Below are 24,665 nucleotides of genomic sequence, written 5' to 3'. Positions count from 1 at the left end.
CAGCTTACCCTGGCGGGGTGATTCGTCCTAGCGCAGGTCGGGCGAGGGCGTGGGGTCCACGCCCTGCTCCAGCGCGGCCCGGTGCTGCGCCTGCAGCGCGCGCTGGAAGGCCGGGCGCGCCTGCAGCCGCTGCCAGTAGCCGGCGACCGCGTGCGGGAACTCTCCGGCCAGGCCCAGGTGCTGCGCGAGCTGCAGTGCATAGCCCACGGCCACGTCGGCGGCGGTGAAGCGGCCGGCGCACAGGAATTCGCCCTGCTGCACGGCCGCGTCCACGGCGCGCAGCCGCGCGAGGAACCAGCGCGCGTAGTCCTGCGCCACCTGGGGCTGGCGGCGCCCGGCGGGCTCGAAATGCGTGTAGCGCAGCACCAGCGTCTGCGGGAAGGTGAGCGTCGCATCGCTCATGTGCAGCCAGTTGAGGTAGCTGCCGTAGGCCGGGTCGCCCGCGGCGACGTCAAGCCGCCCGCCGCCATGGCGCGCCGCGAGGTACTGGCACATGGCGGCCGACTCGGTCATGCGCGTGCCGCCGTCCTTCATCAGCGGCACGGTGCCCAGCGGGTTGTCCTCGAGGTACTGCCGCGCATGCACGCGCGGCGGGAAGGGCAGCATGCGCAGCCGGTAGGGGACGCCCAGCTCCTCCAGCATCCACAGGGGGCGGAAGGAGCGGGCGCTGACGCAGTGGTATAGCTCGATCATGGGGATGGGGGAAGGGTTTCGCCGCAGGCATTGTCGGCGCGGGGGCGGCGCAATCCGCGTCATGCAGGTGACCGATCGGGCCATGCGCCATGGCGCCGGAAGTCCGCGGGCGACTGCCCCGTCCAGCCGCGGAAGGCCCGTATGAAGCTTTTCTCGCTCGCGAAGCCCGAGGCCTCGGCCACTTGCTTGACGGGGCGGCGGGTGCGCCGCAGCAGCTCGATGGCGCGGCCCTTGCGCACCTCGTCCTTGAGCGCCTGCAGCGACGCGCCTTCCTCCTTGAGCTGGCGGTGCAGCGTGCGCGTGGAGACGTGCAGCCGGTCGGCCAGCGCGTGGGCGTTGTGCGCGGCGTCGGGCGCGCCGGCCAGCAGCTGGCGCACGCGTTGCACCAGCAGGCGGTCGCGCCGGTACTGGCGCACCATGAGCGGCAGCGCGTGCTGCAGCATCTGGCGCATGGCGGCCTCGTCGCGCGTGAGCGGCAGCGCCAGGTAGCGGGCGTCGAAGTACACGGCCGCCTGGGCGGCACCGAAGCGCGTGGGGCCGTCGAACAGCACGGCATAGGCCGGCGCGTGCGGCGGTGGGGCGAAGGGGAATTCGGCCGCCGCCACGGGCAGGCGCGAGTCGATGAACCAGCTGGACAGGCCCAGCGCGTTGCGCAGCATGGACACCAGGCAGAACTCGCGCAGGCCGCCCAGGTCGCGCTGCTCGGCGATGGCGAGCCGGGCGCGCTCGTCCTCGATCGTCAGGTGCAGCAGGACGTCATCCGTCAGCAGCGCGTGGTGGCGGCACCAGCGCGCCAGCGCCAGCCCCAGCGTGGGCGCGCTCAGCGAGGCGCGCGCCAGCATCCCGTAGCTGCCCCAGGGCAGGCGGCGCGAGAACCAGCCCAGGGCCTCGTCGTCGAGCTCGCGCATGGCGCTGGCGGAGAGCTGCTCCATCTGCTGGCTCGTGATGCGGGCCGCGGCGTCCATCGTATCGGCTGGCGCGATTTGCGCCTGTTCCAGGACCCGCGACGCATCCATGCCGCGCGCCGCGTAGGCGCGCACGATGGCCTGCACGAAGGCCATGGGCGTGGCGGCCGTGGGAGCGCGGGCGCGGGATGCGGTGCGGTGGGCTTCTGGCATGGCCCGAGTCTGCATTTGTGTGGCGCGATTTGCAACCTTTCTGACCCATGCCGGCCATCTCCCGGCCAGGCACGCGGCGTATGCTGTGGGACTTTCAATGGACCGCGCACGCGGTCCCCGCCGACCAGGAGACAAGCCCATGGAGTCCGCCCCCCCCTCATCGGCCGCGCCGAGCTATGCGCGTGGCGCCACCGGCACCCCGCTGATCGAGCAGACGCTGGGTGATTTCTTTGCCGGCATGGCGCGCCGCCAGCCCGACCGCGAAGCGCTGGTCAGCCGCCACCAGGGCCTGCGCTACACCTATGCCGAGCTGTACCAGGAGTCCCGCCGGCTCGCCAGCGCGCTGCTGGGCCTGGGCCTCGCGCCGGGCGACCGCATCGGCATCTGGTCGCACAACAACGCCGAATGGGTGCTGATGCAGCTGGCCACTGCGCAGGTGGGCCTGATCCTGGTGAACATCAACCCGGCCTACCGCACGGCCGAGGTGGAGTACGCGCTCAACAAGGTGGGCTGCAAGGCGCTGGTCACCATGCCCAGCTTCAAGACCAGCGACTACCTCGGAATGCTGCGCGAGCTGGCGCCCGAGATGGCGCTGTGCGCGCCCGCTCTGCTGGCGGCCAGGCGCCTGCCCACGCTGCGCAGCGTGGTGTGGATAGACGTGGCGGGCGAGGGCGGGGAGCAGCCCGGCGCGCTGCGCTTTTCCACGCTGATGGCGCGCGGCGACGCGCAGGATCCGCGCATCGCGGCCATTGGCGCCACCCTGAAGAACACCGACCCCATCAACATCCAGTTCACGAGCGGCACCACGGGCTTCCCGAAGGGCGCCACGCTGACGCACCGCAACATCCTGAACAACGGCTTCTTCATCGGCGAGTGCATGCGGCTCACGCCCGCGGACCGGCTGTGCATCCCCGTGCCGCTGTACCACTGCTTCGGCATGGTGCTGGGCAACCTGGCCTGCATCACGCACGGCAGCGCCATCGTCTACCCGAACGACGGCTTCGACCCCCTCTCCGTGCTGGAGGCGGTGCAGGCCGAGCGCTGCACGGGCCTGCACGGCGTGCCCACCATGTTCATCGCCGAACTGGACCACCCGCGCTTCGCCGAGTTCGACCTGTCCACGCTGCGCACCGGCATCATGGCCGGCTCGCCCTGCCCGATCGAGGTCATGAAGCGCGTGCAGGCCGACATGCACATGGCCGAGGTCACCATTGCCTACGGCATGACCGAGACCAGCCCCGTGAGCTGCCAGAGCGACGCCGACACCCCCCTGGAGAAGCGCGTGTCCACCGTGGGCCGGGTGCAGCCGCACCTGGAGGTGCAGATCGTCGACCCCGAGACCGGCGCCGCCGTGCCGCGCGGCGGGCGCGGCGAGCTGTGCACGCGCGGCTACTCGGTCATGCACGGCTACTGGGGCGACCCCGAGAAGACGCGCGAGGCCATCGACGCCGAGGGCTGGATGCACACGGGCGACCTGGCCACCATGGACGGGGAGGGCTACGTGAACATCGTCGGCCGCATCAAGGACATGGTGATACGCGGCGGCGAGAACCTGTACCCGCGCGAGATCGAGGAATTCCTCTACCGCCACCCGCAGGTGCAGGACGTGCAGGTGGTGGGCGTGCCCGACGAGAAGTACGGCGAGGAGCTGTGCGCCTGGATCATTGCCAAGCCCGGCACCAGCCCCACCGAGGACGACATACGCGCCTTCTGCAAGGGCCAGATCGCACACTACAAGGTGCCGCGCTACATCCGCTTCGTCACGGGCTTCCCGATGACGGTGACCGGCAAGATCCAGAAGTTCAAGATCCGGGACGCCATGAAGGACGAGCTCGGCCTACAGGAAGGCAAGACGGCATGAAATGCGACGCAACCCCCTGTGCGGCTTCGCCGCTTCCCCCTTCTCTCTCATCGCTGCGCGCTGAGGGAAGGGGGACGCCGCCAGCGCGGCGGGGCGGTCCTTGCGCGGCGGCCCTGGCATGGGTGGCGCCGATTGCACGTGATCCGGGTCAAACGCAAGCGTCATGAATCGCTGAAATCAATTTTTCCGGAGAAACCATGATTCTCGAATCCCAACTCAACCCGCGCTCGGCCGACTTCCAGGCCAACGCCGCCGCCATGCGCGCCGTGGTGGAGGACCTGCGCCAGCATGTCGAGCGCGTGGCCCAGGGCGGCGGCGAGGCCGCGCGCGCCAAGCATGTGGCGCGCGGCAAGCTGCTGCCGCGCGAGCGCGTGGAGATGCTGCTGGACCCCGGCACGCCGTTCCTGGAGATCGCGCCGCTGGCCGCGCTCAACATGTACGGTAACGACGCGCCCGGCGCGGGGCTGATCGCCGGCATAGGGCGCGTCAGCGGCATCGACTGCATGGTCGTGTGCAACGACGCCACGGTGAAGGGCGGCACCTACTACCCCGTCACCGTCAAGAAGCACCTTCGCGCGCAGGAGATCGCCGAGCAGAACCACCTGCCCTGCATCTACCTGGTCGATTCGGGCGGCGCCAACCTGCCCAACCAGGACGAGGTCTTCCCCGACCGCGACCACTTCGGCCGCATCTTCTACAACCAGGCCAACATGAGCGCGCAGGGCATCGCCCAGATCGCCGTGGTCATGGGCTCCTGCACGGCCGGCGGCGCCTACGTGCCCGCGATGAGCGACGAGACCATCATCGTCAAGAACCAGGGCACCATCTTCCTGGGCGGCCCGCCGCTCGTGAAAGCCGCCACGGGCGAGGTCGTCACGGCCGAGGACCTGGGTGGCGGCGACGTGCACACGCGCCTGTCCGGCGTGGCCGACCACCTGGCGCAAAGCGACCTGCACGCGCTGGCGCTGGCGCGCGCCGCCGTGGCGAATCTGAATAGAAATCAGCCAGAAGCGCTCACGGATACTGTCCCTGTAGCTCCCAAATATGCAGCGGAGGAGCTCTACGGCGTGATTCCTGCCGACACGCGCAAGCCCTTCGACGTGCGCGAGATCATCGCCCGCATCGTGGACGCCAGCGCGTTCGACGAGTTCAAGGCGCGCTACGGCACCACGCTGGTCTGCGGCTTCGCGCGCATCGAGGGCATGGCCGTGGGCATCGTGGCCAACAACGGCATCCTGTTCAGCGAGAGCGCGCAGAAGGGCGCGCACTTCATCGAGCTGTGCTGCCAGCGCAAGATCCCGCTGGTGTTCCTGCAGAACATCACCGGCTTCATGGTGGGCCGCAAGTACGAGAACGAGGGCATCGCGCGCCACGGCGCCAAGATGGTCACGGCCGTGGCCACGGCCAACGTGCCCAAGTTCACCATCATCATCGGCGGCAGCTTCGGCGCCGGCAACTACGGCATGTGCGGCCGCGCGTACAGCCCGCGCTTCCTCTGGATGTGGCCCAACGCGCGCATCAGCGTGATGGGCGGCGAGCAGGCCGCGAGCGTGCTGGCCACCGTCAAGCGCGACGGCATCGAGCTCAAGGGCGGCAACTGGTCCGCCGAGGAGGAAGAGGCCTTCAAGGCCCCCATCCGCCAGCAGTACGAAAAGCAGGGCCACCCCTACTACGCCACGGCCCGCCTGTGGGACGACGGCATCATCGACCCCGCCGACACGCGCCGCGTGCTCGCGCTGGCGCTGGCCGCATCGCGCCACGCGCCCATCCCGGACATGAAGTTCGGCGTGTTCCGGATGTAAGGCCATGGATCCCGTCGCGCACTTCCAGCAACTGGCCCGCTATAACGCGTGGGCCACGGCGCGCGTGCTCGCCGCCGTGGCGACCCTGCCCGAGGCGGACTATCGGCGCGACGTGGGCCTGTTCTTCAAGAGCATCCATGGCACGCTCAACCACCTGCTGGTAGGCGAGCACTACCTGTGGTACGTGCGTTTTTCCGAAGGCACATCGCCGCGCGTGGCGCTGGATGCCGAATTGGAGCCCGACCGTGCGCGGCTCGACGCCCGCCTGCGCGAAGGCGCCGCGCGCTGGGAGCCGTTGATCGCTGGCTTCGCAGCCGGGCAATGGGACGGTACGCTCGACTACACGACCATGCGCGGCATGGCGGCCTCGCTGCCTTTCGCCGCTACGCTGGCGCATGTGTTCAACCACGGTACGCACCATCGCGGCCAGATCACGGCGGCCTTTACCGTGCTGGGTCGACCATGCCCGGAACTGGACTTCGTCTACTACCTTCAACACCCATCGCAGCCATGAGCAACAGCCTTTCCATTACCCAAGCCGGCGCGGTCGCGCGCATCACCCTGACCCAGCCCGAGGTGCGCAACGCCTTCAGCGACGAGGTCATCGCCGAGATCACCGCCGCCTTCCTCGACGTGGGCGCGCGCGAGGACGTGCGCGTCGTGGTGCTGGCCGCCGAGGGCCCGGCCTTCTGCGCCGGCGCCAACCTGAACTGGATGCGCCGCATGGCCGACTACACGCGCGAGGAGAACCTTGCCGATGCGGGCAAGCTCGCCGAGATGCTGCGCGTGATCTACGAGTGCGGCAAGCCCACGATCGCCCGCGTGCAGGGCGACGTGTACGCCGGCGGCATGGGCCTGGTCGCGGCCTGCGACATGGCGGTCGCCGCGGACACAGCGGGCTTTTGCCTGTCCGAGGTCAAGATCGGCCTGATCCCCGCGACCATCAGCCCCTACGTGATCCGCGCCATGGGCGCGCGCGCGGCGCACCGCTACTTCCTGACCGCTGAGCGCTTCGATGCGCAGGAGGCGCTGCGCATCGGCTTCGTGCACGAGGTGGTGGTGCCCGACCAGCTCGACGCCAGGGTGGACGCCCTGGTCAAGGCCCTGGCCAGCGGCAGCCCGAACGCCATGCGCGCATGCAAAAAGCTGGTGCTGGACGTGGCCGGGCGCGAGATCGACGCCCGCCTGATCGCCGCCACGGTCGAGGGCATTGCCGACATCCGCGCGAGCAGCGAGGGCCGCGAGGGCGTGCAGTCCTTCCTGCAAAAGCGCAGGCCCTCCTGGCTGGCCTGATCGCCGCCGACTGCCGCCATGGACGCCCTCTGGTCCCAGATCGTGCAGTGGCTCCACCGCGTGGGCCTGCACGTCGATGCGGGCACCGCGCAGGCGGTGGCCGACGGGGCCACGCGCGCCACGCAGCAGCTGGACATGCCCGGCCTGCTGGCCCTGGCCGCGGCCCTGGGCTGGGCCAGCGGCGTGCGGCTGTATGCCGTGGTGTTCATCGTGGGCGGCATGGGCGCGCTGGGGTGGCTCGCGCTGCCGCCGGCCCTGGCGGTGCTGCAGCACCCGGCGGTGCTCATGGCCAGCGGCTTCATGCTGGTGGTGGAGTTCTTCGCCGACAAGGTGCCATGGCTCGACAGCGCCTGGGACGCGGTGCACGCCGTCATCCGCGTGCCTGCCGGCGCGCTGCTGGCGGCCGGCGTGTTCGGTGCCGACAACGCCAGCATGGCCGTGGCCGCGGGGCTGCTGGGCGGCTCGCTGTCGGCTGCGGCGCTGGCCACCAAGATGACGGCGCGCGCGGCGGCCAACACCTCGCCCGAGCCGTTCTCCAACTGGGGGCTTTCGTTCCTGGAGGACGGCCTGGTGGTGGGCGTGGTCTGGCTCGCCACGCAGCACCCGCTTGCGTTCGGCATCGCCCTGGCCGTGGTGCTGCTGCTCTCGGCGCTGCTGCTGGCGGTGCTGTTCAAGTTCCTGCGCGCCGTGCTGCGGCGCGTTTCTTCCCTGTTTTCTGGTTCTGCCAAGGTGGCCTGAATGTTCGAAAAAATCCTGATCGCTAATCGTGGAGAGATTGCCTGCCGTGTGGCGGCGACCGCCAGGCGCATGGGCGTGAAGACCGTGGCCGTCTACTCCGACGCCGATGCCCAGGCCAAGCACGTGGCCGCCTGCGACGAGGCAGTGCACATCGGCGCCAGCGCGCCCAAGGACAGCTACCTGCGCTGGGAGCGCATCATCGAGGCCGCCAGGGCCACGGGCGCCCAGGCCATCCACCCCGGCTACGGCTTCCTGTCCGAGAACGAGGACTTCGCCAAGGCCTGCCAGAGCGCCGGCCTGATCTTCATCGGCCCGCCCGCCAGCGCCATCTCGGCCATGGGCCTGAAGGCCGAGTCCAAGCGCCTGATGGCCAAGGCCGGCGTGCCGCTGGTGCCGGGCTACCAGGGCGAGGACCAGGACCCGCAGCTGCTGCAGCGCGAGGCCGACGCCATAGGCTATCCCGTGCTCATCAAGGCCAGCGCCGGCGGCGGCGGCAAGGGCATGCGCCTGGTCGAGAAAAGCGAGGACTTCGCGGCCGCGCTGGCGTCGTGCCAGCGCGAGGCCATCAACAGCTTCGGCAACGACGCGGTGCTGGTCGAGAAATACGTGCTGCGCCCGCGCCACATCGAGATCCAGGTGTTCGGCGACACGCAGGGCAACTGCGTCTACCTGTTCGAGCGCGACTGCTCCGTGCAGCGGCGCCACCAGAAGGTGCTGGAGGAGGCGCCCGCGCCGGGCATGACGCCGCAGCTGCGCCAGAAGATGGGCGAGGCCGCGGTGGCCGCCGCCAAGGCCGTGGGCTACGTGGGCGCGGGCACGGTGGAGTTCATCGTGGAGCAGCCGGGCGGCTACGACCAGCCCGAGGCCATGAAGTTCTACTTCATGGAGATGAACACCCGCCTGCAGGTGGAACACCCGGTGACCGAGGCCATCACGGGCGAGGACCTGGTGGAGTGGCAGCTGTGCGTGGCCAGCGGCCAGCCGCTGCCCAAACGCCAGGACGAGCTGAGGATCACCGGCCACGCCATCGAGGCGCGCATCTGCGCCGAGAACCCCGACAACAACTTCCTGCCCGCCACGGGCCGGCTCGACGTGTACCGCAAGCCCGCGTGCACCAGCTTCGAGAGGAGCAACGTGCGCGTGGACGACGGCGTGCGCGAGGGCGACGCCATCAGCCCGTTCTACGACAGCATGATCGCCAAGCTCATTGTGCATGGCGACACGCGCGAGCAGGCGCTGGCGCGGCTGGACGATGCCCTTGCGCAGACCCACATCGTGGGGCTGGCGACCAACGTGCAGTTCCTGCGCCACGTGGTGGGCAGCGATGCCTTCGCGCAAGCCCGGCTCGATACCGCGCTGATCCAGCGCGAGGAGGCCGTGCTGTTCGGCCAGGAGAAGGTGGGCCTGCCGCTGGCCGCCGCCGCCGCCGTGGCCAGCCAGCTGCAGCGCGAGCAGGCGGGGCAGGGCGCCGACCCCTTCAGCCGCCGCGACGGCTGGCGCTCGCTGATCCCGTGCCGGCGCCGCTTCGAGTTCGACTTCGGCGGCCAGCACGCCAAGGCCTGGCTGACCTACGGCCGGGACGGCGGCTACGGCCTGGAGGTGGGCGAGGGCGAGGGCGCCGTGCACGGGCCGCTGGCCTTCGCGCCGACGGCGGGCGGCGGCGTGGACCTGCAGTACGCGGGCCAGCGCACGCAGGCCATGGTCTATGCCCAGGGCGAGACCGACCATGTCTTCACGCCGCGCGGCGCCACGCGCATCGAGGCGCTGGACCTGCTGGCCCATGCCGGCGAATCCGCCAGCGAGGGCGGGCGCCTGACGGCCCCCATGCCGGGCAAGGTGGTGTCGTTCGCCGTGCAGGCCGGCGACAAGGTGGCCAAGGGCCAGGCCCTGGCGGTGATGGAGGCCATGAAGATGGAGCACACCATCGCCGCGCCCGCCGACGGCGTGGTGGCCGAGCTGCTCTACGCGCCCGGCGACCAGGTGACGGAAGGCGCGGAACTGCTCAGGCTTTCCGTCGAGTAAGGGCACCGGTGCTGGCGACGCGGTACGCTTGGCCGCCATGAAGATCACCTTTTGCTGTACCGACACCAAGGCCGGGCCCTGGCTCCAGGGCATGGCCGCCGCGCTGCCCCAGGCCCACGTCAGCGCCTGGCAGCCGGGCGCGCCCCAGGCCGACTACGCCGTGGTCTGGGCGCCGCCCCAGCAGTTCATCGACGAGCAGCCGGGCCTCAAGGCCCTGTTCAACATCGGCGCGGGCGTGGACGCGCTGCTCGGGCTGCGCCTGCCGCCCGCCCTGCCCGTGGTGCGCCTGGACGACGCGGGCATGGCCGTGCAGATGGCCGAGTACGTTTGCCATGCGCTGATACGGCACTTCCGCGAGTTCGACGGCTACGAGGCCGACATGCGCGCCGGCCGCTGGAGCTACCGCAGGCCGCGCCTGCGCCAGGACTTCCCCGTGGGCGTGATGGGCCTGGGCGTGCTGGGCGAGCGCGTGGCGCGCGCGGTGGCGCAGTTCGAGTTCCCGGTGATGGGCTGGAGCCGCGGCCCCAGGCGGATCGCAGGCGTGCAATGCTTTCATGGCGCGGAAGGCTTCGGCGGCTTCCTGGCCGCGAGCCGCGTGCTCGTGAACCTGCTGCCGCTCACGCCCGGAACGCGGGACATCATGGACCGCGGCACGCTCTCGCGCCTCATGCCCGGCGCCTACGTGATCAACGTGGCGCGCGGCGCGCACCTGGTCGACGAGGACCTTCTCGCGCTCATCGACGAGGGCCACGTGGCGGGCGCGACGCTGGACGTGTTCCGCACCGAGCCGCTGCCCGCCGGCCACCCGTTCTGGGGCCACCCGCGGATCACCCTCACGCCCCACACCTCGGCGCGCACGCTGCGCGACGAGAGCATCGCCCAGATCGCCGGCAAGATCGCGGCGATGCAGCGCGGCGAGCCCGTCGCGGGCATCGTCGATGCGGCACGCGGTTATTGAACGAAGGAGAGACATCAACCATGAACCCGAACATCCCCACCCGAGTCAAGCTCATCGACGTGGGCCCGCGCGACGGGCTGCAGAACGAGAAGCAACCCGTGCCGGCCGACGTCAAGATCGGCCTGGTGCACCGCCTGCAGGACGCGGGCCTCAAGGAGATCGAGGTCACGAGCTACGTTTCCCCGAAGTGGGTGCCGCAGATGGCCGACAACCACGAGGTCATGGCCGGCATCGCGCGCAGGAGCGACGTGCGCTACTCGGTGCTCACGCCCAACCTGAAGGGCTGGGAGGCGGCCGTGCTCGACAAGCCCGACGAGATCGTGGTCTTCGGCGCGGCCAGCGAGGCCTTCAGCCAGCGGAACATCAACTGCTCGATCGCCGAGAGCATCGAGCGCTTCGCCCCCGTGGTCGAAGCTGCGCGCGCCGTGGGCATCCGGGTGCGCGGCGCCATGAGCTGCACCGTGGGCTGCCCCTATGAAGGCGAGGTCGCGCCCGAGCGCGTGGCCTACTTGGCCGGCCTGCTCAAGGACATAGGCGTGCAGCGCGTGGACGTGGCCGACACCATCGGCGTGGGCACGCCGCGCAAGGTGCAGCGCGCCATCGAGGCCACGCTCAGGCACTTCGGCCTCGACGACGTGTCGGGCCACTTCCACGACACCTACGGCCAGGCGCTGTCCAATACGCTGGCCGCGCTGGAGCTGGGGGTCTGGAACTTCCAGTCCTCGGTGGCGGGCCTGGGCGGCTGCCCCTACGCCAAGGGCGCGACCGGCAACGTGGCGACCGAGGACATGGTCTACATGCTGCAGGGCATGGGCATAGAGACGGGCATCGATCTGGACAAACTGGTCGATGCCGGCGCCTACATCAGCGACTTCCTGGGCCGCAAGCCCCAGTCGCGCGTGGCGGTGGCGCTGCTCAACAAGCGGGCGGGGTGACGGCCATGTGCGGAGCCGAACTCCAGGCGCTGCCCGAGGGCGTGCGCCGCGTGGCCGCGGCCCTGCAGGCGGCGGGCCACCCGCACATGCCGGTGATGCTCGACGATGCGGCGCGCACGGCTAGCCAAGCGGCCGACGCCCTGGGCGTCGCGCTGGGGCAGATCGCCAAGAGCATCATCTTCCGGCGCAAGAGCGACGACGCGGCCGTGCTCGTCATCACTTCCGGCGACCGGCGCGTTCATGAAAAGAAGGTGGACGCCCTGGTGGGCAAGACGGGCCGCGCCGACGCGGAGTTCGTCAAGGCCAGGACGGGCTTCTCCATCGGCGGCGTCTCGCCCGTGGCGCATGCCCAGCCGCCCGTCACGCTGATCGACCGGGAGCTGCTGCGCTTCGACGTGGTCTGGGCGGCCGCCGGCCACCCCCACGGCGTGTTCCAGCTGCGGCCGCAGGACCTGCAGCGGCTCACGGGCGCGCCCCTGGCGGATGTGGTGCAGCTGCCATGAATGCTTCCGAAATGCTAGCTGCTCGCGCTTTCCAGGTAAGCGCTACAGGCCAATTTGGCTTGAAATCCGAAGAGCCCGTACCATCGCCCTGCGTGTCCGTGTGCCGCATGGCGCCCGACCGCAGCCACTGCGAGGGGTGCTTCCGCACCCTGGACGACATACGCGCCTGGTCGCAGGCGGGCAACGGCGAGCGCCGCGCCATCTGGGCGGCGGCCCTGCGCCGCGCGGGCCTGGCGCTTCCCGAGGAACTGGAATGAAAATTAACCGCCCCCACGCTCCGCCGCTGCGCGGGTCGCTGCCCCCCAAGGGGGCCGTCTTTCATCTTGGGGCGGCCCGGCGATGAAAGAGATCACCTTCTACCTGGACTTCGTCTCCCCCTATGCCTGGCTGGCCTTCGAGCGCCTGCCGCAGGCGCTGGAGGGGCTGTCCTACCACCTGCGCTACAAGCCCGTGCTGTTGGGCGCGCTGCTCAAGCAGCACACCAACCCCGGCCCTGCGGGCATAGCGCCCAAGCGCGCATGGACCTACCGTCACGTGAGCTGGCTGGGCCACAGCCTGGGCGTGGGGCTGGACATGCCCGCGCGCCACCCCTTCCCGCCGCTGCCGCTGCTGCGCCTGGCGCTGGAGTGCAGCGACGACGGCTTCGTCAACCGCTTCGTCGCCGGCGCCATCCTGCGCCACGTGTGGCAGGGCGGGGCGGATGCGCTCGACCCGGCGCGGCTCGATGCGCTGCGGGCCACGCTGGCGGGCCAGTTGCGCCAGGACGAGGATGCTCCCGAGCGCGCAAAGCGCCTGCTGCGCGAGAACACCGAGGCGGCGGCCGCGCGCGGCATGTTCGGCGTGCCCGCGTTCGAGGTGGAAGGCCGCCTGTTCTGGGGCCTGGACAGCCTGCCCATGCTGCGCGCCTGCCTGGACGGCGACGCGTGGTTCGACCAGCACTGGGAGCGCGCTGCAAGCGTGCAGCAAGGACTGGGCGGTTGAATGGCGGGCAGGAGTCTTGCCCATGCCCAATGCCTTCAATTTTTCCGCCTCGCCCTTTGACTGCCTGAGCGCCGAGGAGCAGGCGCTGGTGCGCGACAGCGTGGACATCGCCTACTACCCGCAAGGGGCGGTGGTGCTCGACGTGGGCGACGCGCCCGCCTGGCTGTTCGTCGTCATCAAGGGCTACGTCACGCAGACCGAGGGCGACGAACAGCTCGCCACCTACGGGCCCGACGACTGCTTCGACGGCCGCGGCCTGGTGGCGGGCCGCGTGAGCAGCCGCTTCGCCGTGGCCGAGGAGCTGGTGGCCTACCAGCTCGCGCGCGCCACCGTCATGGACCTGATCGCGCGCAACCGCGCGTTCGGCGCGCTGCTGTTCTCCGACCTGGGGCAGAAGCTCAGCGCCCTGGCCCAGCGCGCCCAGCAGCACCAGATGCAGTCGCTGACCCTGGCGCGCGTGGACCAGGCCTTCCTGCGCCCGGCCCACGTGGTGCCGGCCGAGACCGACATCGTCGCCGTGGTGCGGCTGTTCCAGGGCCGGCGCACCACCAGCGTGCTGGTGTCGGGCCTGCCGGATGCGCCTGGGGGGCTGGGCATCTTCTCCAACACCACGCTGCAGCGCGCAGTGCTCGACGGCCGGCCGCTGGCGCAGATCTCCGTGGGCGAGCTGGCCAGCCACCCCGTCATCACCGTGCGCGCCGACGACCAGCTGGGCGACGCCATGGCCCTGCTGCTGCGCGCGCGCGTGCACCGGCTGGCCGTGCTGGGCGAGGACGGCCAGGTGCAGGGCATCCTGGAGGCGCTGGACCTGTTCAGCTTCCTGGCCAACCACTCACATTTGATCACCGTGCAGATCGAGCAGGCCGCCGACCTGCAGGCGCTGGAGGCCGCTGCCGCCCAGATCACGCGCCTGCTGGCCGCGCTGCACCGCGGCGGCACGCGCATCGCCCTCATGGCGCAGCTGGTGCAGCAGCTCAATGCGCGGCTGTTCGAGCGCGCCTGGCAGATGATCGCCCCGCCCGAACTGGTCGCCAACAGCTGCCTGTTCGTCATGGGCAGCGAGGGCCGGGGCGAGCAACTGCTCAAGACCGACCAGGACAACGGCCTGCTGCTGCGCGACGGCTATGCGCCCCCCGCCGACCTGCAGGCCATTTGCGAGCGCTTTTCCGCGGCGCTGGCGCGCTTCGGCTATCCCGAGTGCCCGGGCCGCATCATGCTCAGCAACCCCGCGTGGCGCGCCAGCGCGAGCGACTTCGGCCTCAAGGTGCGCGACTGGCTGCTGCAGCCCCAGGGTGACAGCCTCATGCACCTGGCCATCTTCATGGACGCGCATGCCGTGGCCGGCGACGCGCAGCTGCTGGCCGACGTGCGCCAGCGCCTGATGACGCTTGCCACCGGCAACGACGCGCTGATCGCCCGCTTCGCCCTGGCCATAGACGCCTTCGGCAGCTCCGCGGGCTGGTGGAACCGCCTGCTGGGCCTGGGCGACGCCGAGCCCATGAACCTGAAGAAGGCCGGCATCTTCCCCATCGTGCACGGCGTGCGCAGCCTGGCGCTGGCGCGGCGCATAGCCGCCACCGGCACGGTGGAGCGCATCGCCGCGCTGCAGGCCGAAGGCCAGCTCGATGCTGCCCTGGCCCAGGAACTGGTGCAGGGCCTGCATTTCCTCATGGGCCTGCGGCTGCAGGCGGGGCTGGCCGAGCAGGAGCTGCAGCGCCCGGTGACGGGCAACGTCGATCCGGCGCGCCTGTCCAGCCTGGAGCGCGACCTGCTCAAGGACACGCTGCTGGCCGTCAAGCGCTTCAAGGCCCTGCTGCACCAGCGCCTGCGCCTGGACGCCGTATGAGCGCGCCGTCCCTGCCCCCGGCCCCGCTGTGGTGGGAAAGGCTGCGCCGCTGGTGGCTGGTCTACCACCTGGGCGAGCCCGAGTTCGCATTCATGTTCGACCCGCCCCCGCCGGGCGAATGGGTGGCGCTGGACTGCGAGACCACGGGGCTGAACCCGCGCAGCGACGAGATCGTCTCCATCGGCGCGGTGCGCATCGTGGGCGAGCGCATCCTGACCAGCGAGCGCCTGGAGCTGCTGGTGCGCCCGGAGAAGGGCGTCTCTGCCGACAGCGTGCGCATCCACCGCCTGCGCGAACGCGACCTGGCCGGCGGCATTCCGCGCGACGAGGCCATGCGCCGGCTCATGCGCTTCATCGGCAGCCGCCCGCTGGTGGGCTACTACCTCGAATTCGACGTGGCCATGCTGGGCCGCGCCATCTGGCCGCTGCTGGGCATGGGCCTGCCGCAGCGCAAGATCGAGGTCTCGGCCCTGTACTACGACTACAAGTTCCGCCAGCTGCCGCCCTACCAGCAGCAGGCCAATGCCGAGATCGACCTGCGCTTCGCCACGCTGATGCGCGACCTGCAGCTGCCCGAGCGCGAGGCGCACGACGCGCTCAACGACGCGGTGATGGCGGCCATGGCTTTCATCAAGCTGCGGCGTCTGCGCGGCGAGGTTTGAGCCCAAACGGGCGCAAAGCTGCTTCCGGCCTGCGCAGGCAGCTCTCATTCGATGAGCAAATGAAAAAGCCGGGCGCCCGGGCCCGGCTTTTCAGGGGGCTTCGCAGCCCTCCCTTCTTCGTATCGGCTCAGTGGCCCGATGCGCCGGACGCGCCCAGGCCGGTCTCGGAGCGCACCTGCTGCGCGGCGAAGGCCTCGCGCTCCCTGGCCGCGCGCGCGCTGCCGTCGGTGATGGAGAACAGCCACACGCCGACGAAGCCGATCACCATGGAGAACAGGGCCGGCGAGGAGTAGGGGAACAGCGCCGATCCGGCCGGGTTGCCCAGCGTGGCCTCCCACACCGAGGGCGACACGATGGTCAGGCCCACCGACGAGATCAGGCCCAGGAAGCCGCCGATGACCGCGCCGCGCGTGGTGCAGCCCTTCCACAGGATGGACAGGATCAGCGCCGGGAAGTTGGCCGATGCCGCGATCGCGAAGGCCAGCGACACCATGAAGGCGATGTTCTGCTTCTCGAAAATGATGCCCAGCAGCACGGCGATCACGCCCAGGGCCAGGGTGGTGATGCGCGAGACCTTGAGCTCGGCGGCGCTGTCGGCCTTGCCGCCCTTGATGACGGTGGCGTACAGGTCGTGCGACACGGCCGAGGCGCCGGACAGCGTCAGGCCCGCGACCACCGCCAGGATGGTGGCGAAGGCCACGGCGGAGATGAAGCCGTAGAAGATGTTGCCGCCCACGCTCTTGGCCACCAGCACGGCGGCCATGTTGGCCGTGCCCGCGCCGCCCTTGATCACGCCCTTGACGGTGTCGGACATCTCGGGGTTCGTGAGCACCATGGTGATGGCGCCGAAGCCGATGATGAAGATCAGGATGTAGAAGTAGCCGATCCACACCGTGGCCCAGCCCACGGACTTGCGCGCCTCCTTGGCGTTGGGCACGGTGAAGAAGCGCATCAGGATGTGGGGCAGGCCGGCCGTGCCGAACATCAGCGCCATGCCGAACGAGATGGCCGAAACCGGGTCCTTGATGAAGCCGCCCGGGCCCATGATGGACAGGCCGGCCCTGGCCGCCTCTTCGGGCGTCTTGCCGGCGTTGGCGGCGATCTGCGTGCGCACCTCCACGCCCTTGGCGAACAGCGCCTCGGGGCTGAAGCCGTAGTTGGCCAGCACCATGAAGGCCATGAAGGTCACGCCGGCCAGCAGCAGGCAGGCCTTGATGATCTGCACCCAGGTGGTGGCCGTCATGCCGCCGAACAGCACGTAGACCATCATCAGCGCGCCGACGATGACCACCGCCATCCAGTACTCCAGGCCGAACAGCAGCTTGATGAGCTGGCCGGCGCCGACCATCTGCGCGATCAGGTAGAAGGCCACCACGATCAGCGTGCCCGAGGCCGCGAAGATGCGGATGGGCGCCTGCGCGAAGCGGTAGCCGGCCACGTCGGCGAAGGTGAACTTGCCCAGGTTGCGCAGGCGGTCGGCCATCAGGAAGGTGATGACGGGCCAGCCCACGAGGAAGCCGATGGAGTAGATCAGCCCGTCGTAGCCCGAGGCCATCACGGCCGCCGAGATACCCAGGAACGAGGCCGCGGACATGTAGTCGCCGGCGATCGCCAGGCCGTTCTGGAAGCCCGTGATGCCGCCGCCGGCGGTGTAGAAGTCCGCCGCCGAGCGGGTCTTGGAGGCGGCCCACTTCGTGATCCACAGCGTGGCGGCCACGAACACGGCGAACATGACGATGGCCGTCCAGTTGGTTTCCTGCTTGGCGGCCTGGCCCAGGTCGCCGCCGGCGGCGTGGGCGGCGTTGGCGGCCCACAGGCCGGCCAGGGCCAGCGCGCTGCTGGCTGCGGTCTGTATGCGCTTCATTTCGTGACGTCCTTGAGGAGTTCTTCGGTCAGGGCGTCGAACTTCTTGTTGGCGACGCGCACGTAGTACACCGTGATGGCGATCGTGAACACGATCACGCCCATGCCGATGGGGATGCCCAGCGAGGTCACGCCATCGCCGATGGGCTTGGCCAGGAAGGGCTTGTCGAAGGCGATCAGGCCGATGTAGCCGTAGTACACAACCAGCATCAGAATCGTCAGCACGACGCTCAGCGGGTTGCGCCGCGCGCGCAGCTCCTGGTATTTGGGATGGCGTTGAATCTTCTCAACGACGGGGTCACTCATGCTTGTCTCCTGTTGCGGTCAAATGCCGTGTCCTGCATGTGTGCAGTGCACAAACGGGGCGGATTCTGCGAACGGCGACTGACCCAATGCTTACGCGCTGCAACGCAGCAAATGCGCGGTTTTGCGGCCCGTTCCGCGCGTTTTTCACATCGAAAAACAAGGGCTCAGGGTTTCTTCCAGACTTGTAAGCTTGCGTTCAGCCATGCGTCAGTTCCGGTAAGGAATGCGTCAGTGCACCGTCAGTCACCGCGCAGATAGTGGAGCGACAGGTATTTTGTAAGTACCTGTGATCCACAACGATTCAGGAGACAAACCATGGCTATCAGCGCTGCGCAAGGCGTGGGCAGAGGGGCGGCCCACCGTCCCATGTCCACGGAAGAAAAGAAGGTGATCTTCGCCTCGTCACTCGGCACCGTGTTCGAGTGGTACGACTTCTATCTATACGGCTCGCTGGCGGCCATCATCGCCAAGCAGTTCTTCAGCGGCCTGGACGCCGGCGCGGCGTTCATCTTCGCGCTGCTGGCCTTCGCCGCGGGCTTCCTGGTGCGCCCCTTCGGCGCGCTGGTGTTCGGCCGCCTGGGTGACATGATCGGGCGCAAGTACACCTTCCTGGTCACCATCCTGATCATGGGCCTCTCGACATTCGTGGTCGGCGTGCTGCCCAACTACGCCAGCATCGGCATGGCCGCCCCGGTGATCCTGATCGCGCTGCGCATGCTGCAGGGCCTGGCGCTGGGCGGCGAGTACGGCGGCGCGGCCACCTACGTGGCCGAGCACGCGCCCCATGGCCGGCGCGGCGCCTACACCTCCTGGATCCAGACCACGGCCACGCTGGGCCTGTTCCTGTCGCTGCTCGTGATCCTGGGCACCCGCACGCTCATGGGCGAGCCTCTGTTCAACGACTGGGGCTGGCGCATTCCCTTCCTGGTGTCCATCCTGCTGCTGGGCGTCTCGGTGTGGATCCGGCTGTCGCTGTCCGAATCGCCCGCCTTCCAGAAGATGAAGGCCGAGGGCAAGACCTCCAAGGCGCCGCTGTCCGAGTCCTTCGGCCAGTGGAAGAACCTGAAGATCGTGATCCTGGCGCTGATCGGCCTGACCGCCGGCCAGGCCGTGGTCTGGTACACGGGCCAGTTCTACGCGCTGTTCTTCCTGATGCAGCAGCTCAAGGTCGATGCCGTCACGGCCAACCTGATGATTGCCGCGGCCCTGCTGATCGGCACGCCCTTCTTCGTGGTCTTCGGCTCGCTGTCCGACAAGATCGGCCGCAAGCCCATCATCATGCTGGGCTGCGTGCTGGCCGTGCTGACCTACTTCCCGGTGTTCAAGGCCCTGACCGGCGCCGCCAACCCCGACCTGGCCCACGCCCAGGCCACCGCCGGCGTGGTCGTGACCGCCGACCCGGCCACCTGCTCGTTCCAGGGCAACCCCGTGGCGCGCGAGATCGACTTCAAGAGCTCCTGCGACATCGCCAAGCGCTACCTGGTGCAGAACTCCGTGAGCTATGAAAACGTCGCCGGCCCGGCCGGTTCGCCCGCCGTGGTGAAGATCGGCGACAAGACGGTTACCGCGCCCATCGGCACGGTCGTCAACCACAAGTTCGACGAAGACAGCGCCAAGGCCATCGCCGCCTTCAAGAAGGAGATGAGCGAGGACCTGAAGCTCGCCGGCTACCCCGCCAAGGCCGATCCGGCCAAGATGAACAAGCCCATGATGATCGCCATCCTGGTGTACCTGGTGATCCTGGTGACCATGGTGTACGGCCCCATCGCCGCCATGCTGGTAGAGCTGTTCCCCACGCGCATCCGCTACACCTCGATGAGCCTGCCCTACCACATCGGCAACGGCTGGTTCGGCGGCCTGCTGCCCACCACCTCGTTCGCGCTGGTGGCGTCGGCCGGCAACATGTACAGCGGCCTGTGGTACCCCATCGTCATCGCAGGCATGACGGCCGTGGTCGGCACGCTGTTCCTGCGCGAGACCAAGGACGTGGACATCTACGCCAACGATTGAGCCTGTCGCAGGCATTACTGCGGGTTTACCCTGAATGAAGCCCTGCCGCCACACCTCGCCGGCGCGAGAGTGTGGCGGCAAAACATCAGGGCAGTGCCGATGCCGCTTTTCCCGTATGCCGGCCCAATGGCCAGCACCTAGAATTTGCGGCGTAGACGCACATGAGGCCTACCGGCCACATGCAGGCGGCAAGCCGTGCCTACCCACCCCGATGGACACAAGCATTCTTCAAGGAAATCACATGAAAAACCCAAGTCGTTTGTTGCTCGCTACCCTGGCTCTGCTGGGTACTTCCGCCGTTTTTGCGCAAAGCAGCGTCACCCTGTATGGCCGCATCAACACCACCGTGGAACGCCAGAAGGACGGCGACGTCACCAAGACCGGCTTGTTCAACAACGCTTCGCGCTGGGGCGTCCGTGGCACGGAAGACCTGGGTGGCGGCCTGAAGGCCGGCTTTGCACTCGAAAGCGGCTTTGCCTCCGACACCGGCACCGGCACGGGCTGGCCGGGCCTGGCCACCGTCGGCAACGGCCTGAACTTCGGCCGTCAGAGCGAAGTCAACCTGGCGGGCGGTTTCGGCATGGTGCGCCTGGGCAACTTCGTGCCCGAGTCGTACTACGCCACTGCCGACTACGTCAGCATGCACAACCACGACACCGGCTCGTCGTCCGACGCCCTGTACTACGACCCCGTGTGGTTCGGCGGCCTGGGCACCAAGAACAAGATCGGCTACCGCACCCCCAGCCTGGGTGGCCTGACCATCGATGCCGCCGTGCTGCTGCACGAAAAGGCCGCCGGCACCAACGACAAGAACGGCTACGACCTGGCTGCCAACTACAACATGGGCCCCCTGCACCTGGGCGCCGGCTACAGCTCCGTCGACAGCAACTACCAGGTGGGCCTGCGCGCCCTGTACACGTTCGGCCAGTTCACCGTGGGAGGCTACTACCAGCGCAACAAGGATGACAACCAGCTCGTTCCCACTGGTGCCGGCACGCGCAACAACTTCCGCCTGTCGGGCATGTACGCCATGGGCGCGTCGGAGTTCCACGTGAACGTGGGCCACGCCAACTCCTGGAGCCATGTCAGCGACTCCGATGCCACGCAGTGGACGCTGGGCTACAACTACAACCTGAGCAAGCGCACCAAGGTGTACACCTACTACACCCGCGTGAACAACGGCAACAACGCCGCCTACAACGTGACGAACTCCGGTTCCGACTTCAGCTCCTTCGCCCTGGGCGTGCGCCACAACTTCTGATCCCCGGGCAGCGTAAGCTGCCTGCAATCCGGGCCTGATTCAATGGAGTCGGGCCTGGGGGCATCGGACAGGCCCCACACGGATGTGTGGGGCTTTTTTGTTGGCGCTCCCTTTGTTGTTGACGACAACTTTCAGGAGACAAGCATGTGGAAGCTCGTGCTGGGTTTTGTGGTGTTCGCGGTGATCGCGCTGTTCGTGATCATGAAGGCGGGAGACCAGGTGGACATGAGCGGCGAGAAGCATGGCGTGGAGGCCGTGCATGCGCCCGAGCCGGCGGCGGCGCCCGCATCGGCTGCCAGCGCCGTGCAGTAAGGCTGCCGGCCCCGATAAAAAACCCGCAGGCCGTACGGCCTGCGGGTTTTTTCATTTCACGATGACTCCAGCCCGGCCATGCGCTGGACTGCGCCGAAGCCAGATACAGCAGGTTTATCAATCACTTAGGCGAGTTCAGCATATGCCGGTGCATTCCGAAACCTGACCCGCCTTCCTCTCTGATGGCCCCTATGAGGCTCCTGAGAAACGGGTCTTTCCGAGGAGTCATCATGGCAAAGCTCAAGCTCACCAAGTCCGCCGTCGATGCGGCGCAACCCCAGGCGCAGGCCGTCGAGTTGCGGGATACCGTCGTACCGGGTTTTATGTGCAAGATTACACCGGCGGGCCGCAAGGTATTCATGCTCCAGTACCGCACCAACGCGGGCGAGCGCCGCAAACCCGCTTTGGGCCTGTATGGCGAACTCACCGTCGAACAGGCCCGCGCCCTGGCGCAGGAATGGATGGCCGAGGTACGCCGGGGCAGCGATCCCAGCGCGGCCAAGGCAGCTGCCCGTTCCGCCCCCACGGTCAAGGAACTGTGCGGCAAGTTCATGGAGGACTACTCCAAGCAGCGCAACAAGCCCAGCACGCAGGAAGGCTACCAGAGCGTCATCGACCGCAACATCATCCCCATCCTGGGCCGGATCAAAGTGCAGGACGTGAAGCGCTCCGACGTGGCCGCAGCGATGAAGAAGATGGCCCACAAGCCCGCCGACGCGAACCGCACCTTCAGCGTGATGCGCCGCATGTTCAACCTCGCCGAAGTGTGGGGCTACCGCTCCGACGGCACCAACCCTTGCCGCCATGTTCCGGTGTACCCCGACGGCAAGGCCACCCACCTCATCAGTGACGAAGACATGGGCAAGCTGTTTCGCCACCTGGAGCACATGGAAGCGGAAGGGCTGGAGCACTACACCATTCCGTTGGCAATCCGATTGCAATTCGAGTTCGCGGGCCGCCGCTCGGAAATCATCTCGCTCCAATGGCAATGGGTCGATCTGGAGAACCGCCGCGTCGTCTGGCCCGACAGCAAGACCGGCGGCATGTCCAAGCCCATGAGCGAAGAAGCCTACCGGCTGCTTTCCACCGCACCGCGCAAAGACGGCTGCCCCCACGTCCTGCCCTCGCCGAACGACCCCGCCAAGGCACTTACTGAAGGCGAGTACTACGGCGGCTGGAGCCGCGCCCTCAAGGCCGCAGGGGCAACGCACGTCGGCACGCACGGCATCCGCCATCGTTCAACGACCGACATTGCCAATTCGGGCATCCCGGTGAAGGTGGGCATGGCACTGACCGCGCACAAGACCGTGGCGATGTTCATGCGCTACGTCCACACCGAGGATGACCCGGTGCGCAAGGCGGCGGAGTTGGTGGCGAACCGCCGCAAAACGGTGGTCATGGGTAAGCCCCCAGCTACGCAGGAAGGCCCCGCCGCCGCATGACATAGCCGCTCCGTCCTGCATCGGACTGCCAAGATTCCGCCCCCTGTTTTACGCACGCCAACGTGCGCAAAACAGGGGCGGCAACATTCGATGCCCAGTAGGATTTCAATATCTAGGGCCAACCCTAGCGAGGGCTCGGAGTCTATTGAACAGCGTAGGTGCGCCCTTCAATGGATTCCCGCCCAGCGGCCACAAGCGTCGGCCTCACCCAGATGAGCTTTTCCAGTGAGAGCGCCTGACCGTAACGCTGGTTGCGCCAATGTCCCCGGCGCCAGTGTGCTCGAATGGCAGCGCTCACAGCCTGCCCTGCTTCAGTTCCACGCTCTTGGCTGCGCTCAGGAATATCGGCACCACACAGCCGCACCAGCGTAAACCCCGCCTTCTGAATGGCATTGCGCGCCTCTCGCTGCTGCTTGGCATTGCGTGCGCGCTGCAATTTTTCTGCGAGCAATTGCGGGGTGGATGGCTCTGGTACGGCATCACCCTGACCACCATAACTCGTTAGATAGAACAATGAATTGACCACGAGATTCGCTGCGTCTTCCACTGCACCGCTGAACGATGCCACTTGTTTTTCCAATTCACGGCGCGAGTCATCGTCAGAAACCAATTCCAGCTGGGTTTCAAGGCTTTCAGTTGTGCACCGCTCCAGCCCCCTACGCACGGCATCGTCGGCCGGCAATGAGAGCAGTTCGGGCCCGATCAGGCATACTGGCCCCGCAAGGCCGCTACTGGGGCCGTCGGCGCGGCTGAAGGTCAGGGCAAGCTGCAGCGTCCCATCGTTCGATTGCCAAACAAAGGCACCATCGAAAATCTCTGGTGTTCTGCGCTGGTCATCGTCGATCTCGATGCCGTGCTGTCGCCCAAAATGCACAAAGAACGCCGGATAGGGTAGTCGAAGCATGTCCAGCCGTGCATCGCGGATGTCTGTATGCCTCAGTTCGCTGGCCAACCCCGGAGAGAATGCGAACGTTTCCCGGCCCGCCGCGACGAACGCACCGAAGCAGAGGGATTCCATGCGGATGTTGTAGAGGGTACGGACGTAGAGCATGTCCGAGATGTCGTCGTGGAGCTGAAGGCTTCTCGATTGCTGCAGCATGAAGGGCAGAACCTCCACGTCGAGCAGCATTTCCAACTCGGTCAGCGGCTGGCCTTGATAGGGAGCGGGGACGCGCTTGACCCAATCTGTTAGGAGTTGAGCCCAGGGATAAGCAAGGAACCGGGTACTGCCTATGGGGCTCTGGCGCAAACGGTGGCGCCGATCATTCGAATCTTCCATGCACCCAGTTTGCGTGATGTCCAAATGCCCTTCAAGGGCTTGTTGCACTACAGGAAACACACTTTCCTGACGTGAAAATCATGTAGCGCTGAACCAACGAATTCGCCGAATATGAACTCTACAGCAACTGCTCAGGCCGCCTCGGTCAGCTTGGCAACTGATGCACATACCTGAAGCAGCTTCCCCGGTGCGTTGACAGATAGCGAGCAAACGGTTCAGGTGATTCACTTTGCCAGTGCATGTACCCATGCATCGCCATTGACCTCCATGAAGTCATTGCCATGCATGACATCGTGTCTCCGGCCTGTCATCGCGCGTGCATTCGCGCTGCGCGCCGAACTGCACGCGGCGTAGCCGTCCCACGTGCAGATAGCGAGCCATGCCGCGCCGCCGCCGTATCGAATTTGCGTGCCGTGGCGCTTGAAGCGGCGGAAGGCAAGATGAAAGGGCGCAGCACCACGGTGCGCGCCAAGCCAGTCTGCACGTGGGGTTGGGGCGGCACACGCCGAATGCGGCACCGTGCCGTTGAACTGTGTCAATCTAGCAGCCATGCGGCTTGCCCGCGTGCCACCTACGCGGCAAAACGCCCTGCTGCGCCAGGGCAGCAGGGCGTCCAAGACGTGGAAATCGACTCAGGAATGCGAGTCAGGAGGGGCCTGTCACCGACCGGCATATTGGATCCACTCCATGATCGGCATATAGGCGCCACCCGCTGACCGGCGTAATGGAGCCAGGGCGTGATCGCCGTATTGGAGCCAGTCTCGGATCGGCGTAATGAGG

The 24,665-nt window shown here is 67.9% G+C and carries 23 protein-coding genes; 17 read left to right on the top strand and 6 right to left on the bottom strand.

Going from position 1 to position 24,665, the window contains the following annotated elements; translation table 11 throughout:
• Positions 1-27: 27 nt before the first annotated feature.
• The gene (locus tag ACX12L_RS19075; protein WP_459264017.1) at positions 28-693 is read right to left on the bottom strand and encodes a glutathione S-transferase family protein; all 666 of its coding nucleotides are present in this window, start codon (positions 691-693) and stop codon (positions 28-30) included.
• 59 nt (positions 694-752) lie between these two features.
• Entirely contained in the window at positions 753-1,811 is a 1,059-nt protein-coding gene (locus tag ACX12L_RS19070) for an AraC family transcriptional regulator ligand-binding domain-containing protein (RefSeq protein ID WP_459264016.1), read from the bottom strand.
• A 139-nt stretch (positions 1,812-1,950) separates the two neighbouring features.
• Between ACX12L_RS19070 and ACX12L_RS19065 the strand changes: the two genes are divergently transcribed.
• From ACX12L_RS19065 to ACX12L_RS19005, 13 genes are all read left to right on the top strand, one after another.
• The gene (locus tag ACX12L_RS19065) at positions 1,951-3,672 is read left to right on the top strand and encodes an AMP-binding protein (RefSeq protein ID WP_459264015.1); all 1,722 of its coding nucleotides are present in this window, start codon (positions 1,951-1,953) and stop codon (positions 3,670-3,672) included.
• Positions 3,673-3,869: 197 nt separating this feature from the next.
• Positions 3,870-5,474, top strand: a complete 1,605-nt coding sequence (locus ACX12L_RS19060) for a carboxyl transferase domain-containing protein (protein WP_459264014.1) — start codon at positions 3,870-3,872, stop codon at positions 5,472-5,474.
• Positions 5,475-5,478: 4 nt separating this feature from the next.
• Positions 5,479-5,988 (top strand): DinB family protein, encoded by a 510-nt coding sequence (locus ACX12L_RS19055; protein WP_459264013.1) that lies wholly within the window; start codon positions 5,479-5,481, stop codon positions 5,986-5,988.
• Positions 5,985-6,767 carry an enoyl-CoA hydratase/isomerase family protein gene (locus tag ACX12L_RS19050; RefSeq protein WP_459264012.1) on the top strand — a complete coding sequence of 261 codons (783 nt, stop codon included), beginning with the start codon at positions 5,985-5,987 and terminating at the stop codon, positions 6,765-6,767. Before ACX12L_RS19055 ends, ACX12L_RS19050 begins: the two co-directional genes overlap by 4 nt.
• 18 nt (positions 6,768-6,785) lie before the next feature.
• Entirely contained in the window at positions 6,786-7,505 is a 720-nt protein-coding gene (locus ACX12L_RS19045; protein WP_459264011.1) for a DUF4126 domain-containing protein, read from the top strand.
• Positions 7,506-9,527, top strand: coding sequence for an acetyl/propionyl/methylcrotonyl-CoA carboxylase subunit alpha (locus ACX12L_RS19040; protein ID WP_459264010.1), 2,022 nt, complete (start codon positions 7,506-7,508; stop codon positions 9,525-9,527).
• Between the two features lie 37 nt (positions 9,528-9,564).
• Complete coding sequence (locus ACX12L_RS19035; RefSeq protein ID WP_459264009.1) at positions 9,565-10,485, top strand: 2-hydroxyacid dehydrogenase; 921 nt, start codon at positions 9,565-9,567, stop codon at positions 10,483-10,485.
• Positions 10,486-10,505: 20 nt separating this feature from the next.
• On the top strand, positions 10,506-11,420 hold the full coding sequence (locus ACX12L_RS19030; RefSeq protein ID WP_459264008.1) for a hydroxymethylglutaryl-CoA lyase: 915 nt from the start codon (positions 10,506-10,508) through the stop codon (positions 11,418-11,420).
• A gap of 5 nt (positions 11,421-11,425) precedes the next feature.
• Positions 11,426-11,923 carry a YbaK/EbsC family protein gene (locus ACX12L_RS19025; protein ID WP_459264007.1) on the top strand — a complete coding sequence of 166 codons (498 nt, stop codon included), beginning with the start codon at positions 11,426-11,428 and terminating at the stop codon, positions 11,921-11,923.
• Positions 11,920-12,180, top strand: a complete 261-nt coding sequence (locus ACX12L_RS19020; protein WP_459264006.1) for a DUF1289 domain-containing protein — start codon at positions 11,920-11,922, stop codon at positions 12,178-12,180. The genes ACX12L_RS19025 and ACX12L_RS19020 overlap by 4 nt, the downstream gene beginning before the upstream one ends.
• Positions 12,181-12,262: 82 nt before the next feature.
• Positions 12,263-12,904 carry a DsbA family protein gene (locus ACX12L_RS19015; protein ID WP_459264005.1) on the top strand — a complete coding sequence of 214 codons (642 nt, stop codon included), beginning with the start codon at positions 12,263-12,265 and terminating at the stop codon, positions 12,902-12,904.
• A gap of 22 nt (positions 12,905-12,926) precedes the next feature.
• Positions 12,927-14,750 carry a DUF294 nucleotidyltransferase-like domain-containing protein gene (locus ACX12L_RS19010; RefSeq protein WP_459264004.1) on the top strand — a complete coding sequence of 608 codons (1,824 nt, stop codon included), beginning with the start codon at positions 12,927-12,929 and terminating at the stop codon, positions 14,748-14,750.
• On the top strand, positions 14,747-15,412 hold the full coding sequence (locus ACX12L_RS19005) for a 3'-5' exonuclease (RefSeq protein WP_459264003.1): 666 nt from the start codon (positions 14,747-14,749) through the stop codon (positions 15,410-15,412). Before ACX12L_RS19010 ends, ACX12L_RS19005 begins: the two co-directional genes overlap by 4 nt.
• Positions 15,413-15,539: 127 nt before the next feature.
• On the opposite strand, the gene ACX12L_RS19000 is transcribed toward ACX12L_RS19005, so the two are convergent.
• Together ACX12L_RS19000 and ACX12L_RS18995 are read right to left on the bottom strand one after the other, a co-directional pair.
• Positions 15,540-17,276, bottom strand: coding sequence for a cation acetate symporter (locus tag ACX12L_RS19000; RefSeq protein WP_459264002.1), 1,737 nt, complete (start codon positions 17,274-17,276; stop codon positions 15,540-15,542).
• Positions 17,273-17,581 carry a DUF485 domain-containing protein gene (locus tag ACX12L_RS18995; protein ID WP_459264001.1) on the bottom strand — a complete coding sequence of 103 codons (309 nt, stop codon included), beginning with the start codon at positions 17,579-17,581 and terminating at the stop codon, positions 17,273-17,275. Before ACX12L_RS18995 ends, ACX12L_RS19000 begins: the two co-directional genes overlap by 4 nt.
• Before the next feature lie 315 nt (positions 17,582-17,896).
• On the opposite strand from ACX12L_RS18995, the gene ACX12L_RS18990 reads away from it, so the two are divergent.
• The 4 genes from ACX12L_RS18990 (at position 17,897) to ACX12L_RS18975 (ending at position 22,606) form a co-directional block, all read left to right on the top strand.
• A complete protein-coding gene (locus ACX12L_RS18990; RefSeq protein WP_459264000.1) occupies positions 17,897-19,591 on the top strand; it encodes an MFS transporter in 1,695 nt (564 codons plus the stop codon).
• A gap of 241 nt (positions 19,592-19,832) precedes the next feature.
• Positions 19,833-20,852 (top strand): porin, encoded by a 1,020-nt coding sequence (locus tag ACX12L_RS18985; RefSeq protein ID WP_459263999.1) that lies wholly within the window; start codon positions 19,833-19,835, stop codon positions 20,850-20,852.
• A gap of 144 nt (positions 20,853-20,996) precedes the next feature.
• Entirely contained in the window at positions 20,997-21,164 is a 168-nt protein-coding gene (locus ACX12L_RS18980) for a hypothetical protein (RefSeq protein WP_459263998.1), read from the top strand.
• A gap of 230 nt (positions 21,165-21,394) precedes the next feature.
• Complete coding sequence (locus ACX12L_RS18975; RefSeq protein ID WP_459263997.1) at positions 21,395-22,606, top strand: tyrosine-type recombinase/integrase; 1,212 nt, start codon at positions 21,395-21,397, stop codon at positions 22,604-22,606.
• Between the two features lie 142 nt (positions 22,607-22,748).
• Here the strand turns inward: ACX12L_RS18975 and ACX12L_RS18970 are convergent, their stop codons facing one another.
• The gene (locus ACX12L_RS18970; RefSeq protein ID WP_459263996.1) at positions 22,749-23,933 is read right to left on the bottom strand and encodes a hypothetical protein; all 1,185 of its coding nucleotides are present in this window, start codon (positions 23,931-23,933) and stop codon (positions 22,749-22,751) included.
• A gap of 176 nt (positions 23,934-24,109) precedes the next feature.
• On the bottom strand, positions 24,110-24,502 hold the full coding sequence (locus ACX12L_RS18965) for a hypothetical protein (protein ID WP_459263995.1): 393 nt from the start codon (positions 24,500-24,502) through the stop codon (positions 24,110-24,112).
• Between the last annotated feature and the right edge of the window lie 163 nt (positions 24,503-24,665).

The organism is Alicycliphilus sp. T452 (assembly GCF_054512775.1).
Note: the sequence above shows the minus strand (reverse complement) of the source record. Positions and strands in the feature narration are given on the sequence as shown.

Excerpts from the sequence above, each read along its gene's own strand:
- ACX12L_RS19065 (WP_459264015.1), top strand. The coding sequence starts at position 1,951 with ATGGAGTCCGCCCCCCCCTCATCGGCCGCGCCGAGCTATGCGCGTGGC.
- ACX12L_RS18990 (WP_459264000.1), top strand. The coding sequence starts at position 17,897 with ATGGCTATCAGCGCTGCGCAAGGCGTGGGCAGAGGGGCGGCCCACCGT.
- ACX12L_RS18975 (WP_459263997.1), top strand. The coding sequence starts at position 21,395 with ATGGCAAAGCTCAAGCTCACCAAGTCCGCCGTCGATGCGGCGCAACCC.
- ACX12L_RS19005 (WP_459264003.1), top strand. The coding sequence starts at position 14,747 with ATGAGCGCGCCGTCCCTGCCCCCGGCCCCGCTGTGGTGGGAAAGGCTG.
- ACX12L_RS19000 (WP_459264002.1), bottom strand. The coding sequence starts at position 17,276 with ATGAAGCGCATACAGACCGCAGCCAGCAGCGCGCTGGCCCTGGCCGGC.
- ACX12L_RS18985 (WP_459263999.1), top strand. The coding sequence starts at position 19,833 with ATGAAAAACCCAAGTCGTTTGTTGCTCGCTACCCTGGCTCTGCTGGGT.
- ACX12L_RS19010 (WP_459264004.1), top strand. The coding sequence starts at position 12,927 with ATGCCCAATGCCTTCAATTTTTCCGCCTCGCCCTTTGACTGCCTGAGC.
- ACX12L_RS19070 (WP_459264016.1), bottom strand. The coding sequence starts at position 1,811 with ATGCCAGAAGCCCACCGCACCGCATCCCGCGCCCGCGCTCCCACGGCC.
- ACX12L_RS19015 (WP_459264005.1), top strand. The coding sequence starts at position 12,263 with ATGAAAGAGATCACCTTCTACCTGGACTTCGTCTCCCCCTATGCCTGG.
- ACX12L_RS18980 (WP_459263998.1), top strand. The coding sequence starts at position 20,997 with ATGTGGAAGCTCGTGCTGGGTTTTGTGGTGTTCGCGGTGATCGCGCTG.
- ACX12L_RS19040 (WP_459264010.1), top strand. The coding sequence starts at position 7,506 with ATGTTCGAAAAAATCCTGATCGCTAATCGTGGAGAGATTGCCTGCCGT.
- ACX12L_RS19055 (WP_459264013.1), top strand. The coding sequence starts at position 5,479 with ATGGATCCCGTCGCGCACTTCCAGCAACTGGCCCGCTATAACGCGTGG.
- ACX12L_RS19075 (WP_459264017.1), bottom strand. The coding sequence starts at position 693 with ATGATCGAGCTATACCACTGCGTCAGCGCCCGCTCCTTCCGCCCCCTG.
- ACX12L_RS19045 (WP_459264011.1), top strand. The coding sequence starts at position 6,786 with ATGGACGCCCTCTGGTCCCAGATCGTGCAGTGGCTCCACCGCGTGGGC.
- ACX12L_RS19020 (WP_459264006.1), top strand. The coding sequence starts at position 11,920 with ATGAATGCTTCCGAAATGCTAGCTGCTCGCGCTTTCCAGGTAAGCGCT.
- ACX12L_RS19060 (WP_459264014.1), top strand. The coding sequence starts at position 3,870 with ATGATTCTCGAATCCCAACTCAACCCGCGCTCGGCCGACTTCCAGGCC.
- ACX12L_RS18995 (WP_459264001.1), bottom strand. The coding sequence starts at position 17,581 with ATGAGTGACCCCGTCGTTGAGAAGATTCAACGCCATCCCAAATACCAG.
- ACX12L_RS19030 (WP_459264008.1), top strand. The coding sequence starts at position 10,506 with ATGAACCCGAACATCCCCACCCGAGTCAAGCTCATCGACGTGGGCCCG.
- ACX12L_RS19035 (WP_459264009.1), top strand. The coding sequence starts at position 9,565 with ATGAAGATCACCTTTTGCTGTACCGACACCAAGGCCGGGCCCTGGCTC.
- ACX12L_RS19025 (WP_459264007.1), top strand. The coding sequence starts at position 11,426 with ATGTGCGGAGCCGAACTCCAGGCGCTGCCCGAGGGCGTGCGCCGCGTG.
- ACX12L_RS19050 (WP_459264012.1), top strand. The coding sequence starts at position 5,985 with ATGAGCAACAGCCTTTCCATTACCCAAGCCGGCGCGGTCGCGCGCATC.